The organism is Rhizobacter sp. P2_H3, from assembly GCF_056403355.1.
Genome location: NZ_JBFUFQ010000490.1, coordinates 1 through 1,247 on the forward strand (window position 1 = coordinate 1; position 1,247 = coordinate 1,247).

The 1,247-nt window shown below is 52.5% G+C and carries 1 protein-coding gene; it reads left to right on the forward strand.

The features are described 5' to 3' along the window. Nucleotides 1–312: 312 nt before the first annotated feature. On the forward strand, nt 313–1,247 hold a 935-nt coding region (locus tag AC1D1T_RS32565; protein ID WP_477993488.1), incomplete at its 3' end, for a hypothetical protein.

Genomic DNA, 1,247 nt, shown 5'->3' on the forward strand with positions numbered 1-1,247 from the left:
TGTCAAGACTCTCTTCTAATCAAAATTCTGCTGCCTGAAGGGCTCCGATAGCGGGTTGAGGTATGCATCGGAGTGTGATTGTTCGGAACGTGCGGGCGAAACAATGCCTGCCGCGAACGGAAGAGCATGACTTGGGGAGGGAGCATTCTCGTAAACGTCTTGAAATACGTTTCTCCGCAGAGTAGTGGCGTGTACACAAAGCTCGCCACGCTATGCCGTGTCGCCCGCCGCTACCTTGGCGATCAGGCAGCTTCATTGCTGCACCGCCCGCATTGGTAGGGATACCAATCTTCGCCGAAACGTACTCAATCAATGAGCAGCATTGCTGTGCTCGCGGCGAGGATTCCGCTATTTGTTCGCAAGATTCGAGTCGAGATAGATAAAATGGGGGAAGGTCCGATGTCTGAAATGTCAGTCGTTAACGCGGTTGCTTCGGCGAAATTTCTGTCGGCTGAGAAGGTATGGAAGCGTGGATGGGGACGTCTGCTATTTCTCGCGTGCGCTTTCTTGCTTCAGATTTCAGTTGTGCCGTCCGCTTTCGCTCAGCCGGAACTAAGAGGTCATGCGGATCTGAAGTGGTGCAGCGATAGAGGGGAAGCAAACCCCAATATCCAGGATGGACATCCCTGCTCAGGATATTACCCAGATCCAGCCTCGGCCTCCGAGGCAGGCTTGGGGGAGTTTCCAGCCGCCTACAACGCTGGTAATTGGGACAGACGATTCAAAGCTTGGACTGGTGATACGGTGTGTGAGCTGTTTCCTCCAGCAGGGCGTCAAGGAACGTATAAATGTACTAAGAGATTTTCTGTCGAATGGACGTGGGCGTCACCTGAGCCTCCCCCGCCGGACGAAGCTACGGGTTCTTTGAATTTCCCTGTCTGCAAGTATCCCGGCAGTCAATATCTGTATGCTTGGGAGACGCCTTTTTTCAATGGAAATGATCCTGCACCAAATTGCAGCTGCTCTTCTGATAAACAAAAGATCGCAGTAAGTCCAAATAGTACTTCCGTGTGTGCCATAGTAAATAACAGAAATCACGACAAGCCAAAGCAGTGCTCGGCAAACCCACCTTATGGGCACCCGATATTTCCTTTGACCGGTAGCAAAGGGTTGACGGAGAGCTTGGATGGCTTTGTGCTTTCAGAGCAGCAGCTAAACGTTGTCTATGACTCCCGCCGAAAAGTGCCAGGCACAAACTCGTCGCTGGTGCCCGTTGCACCCTCGATGGTGTTTGGCGAGCTGTGGGG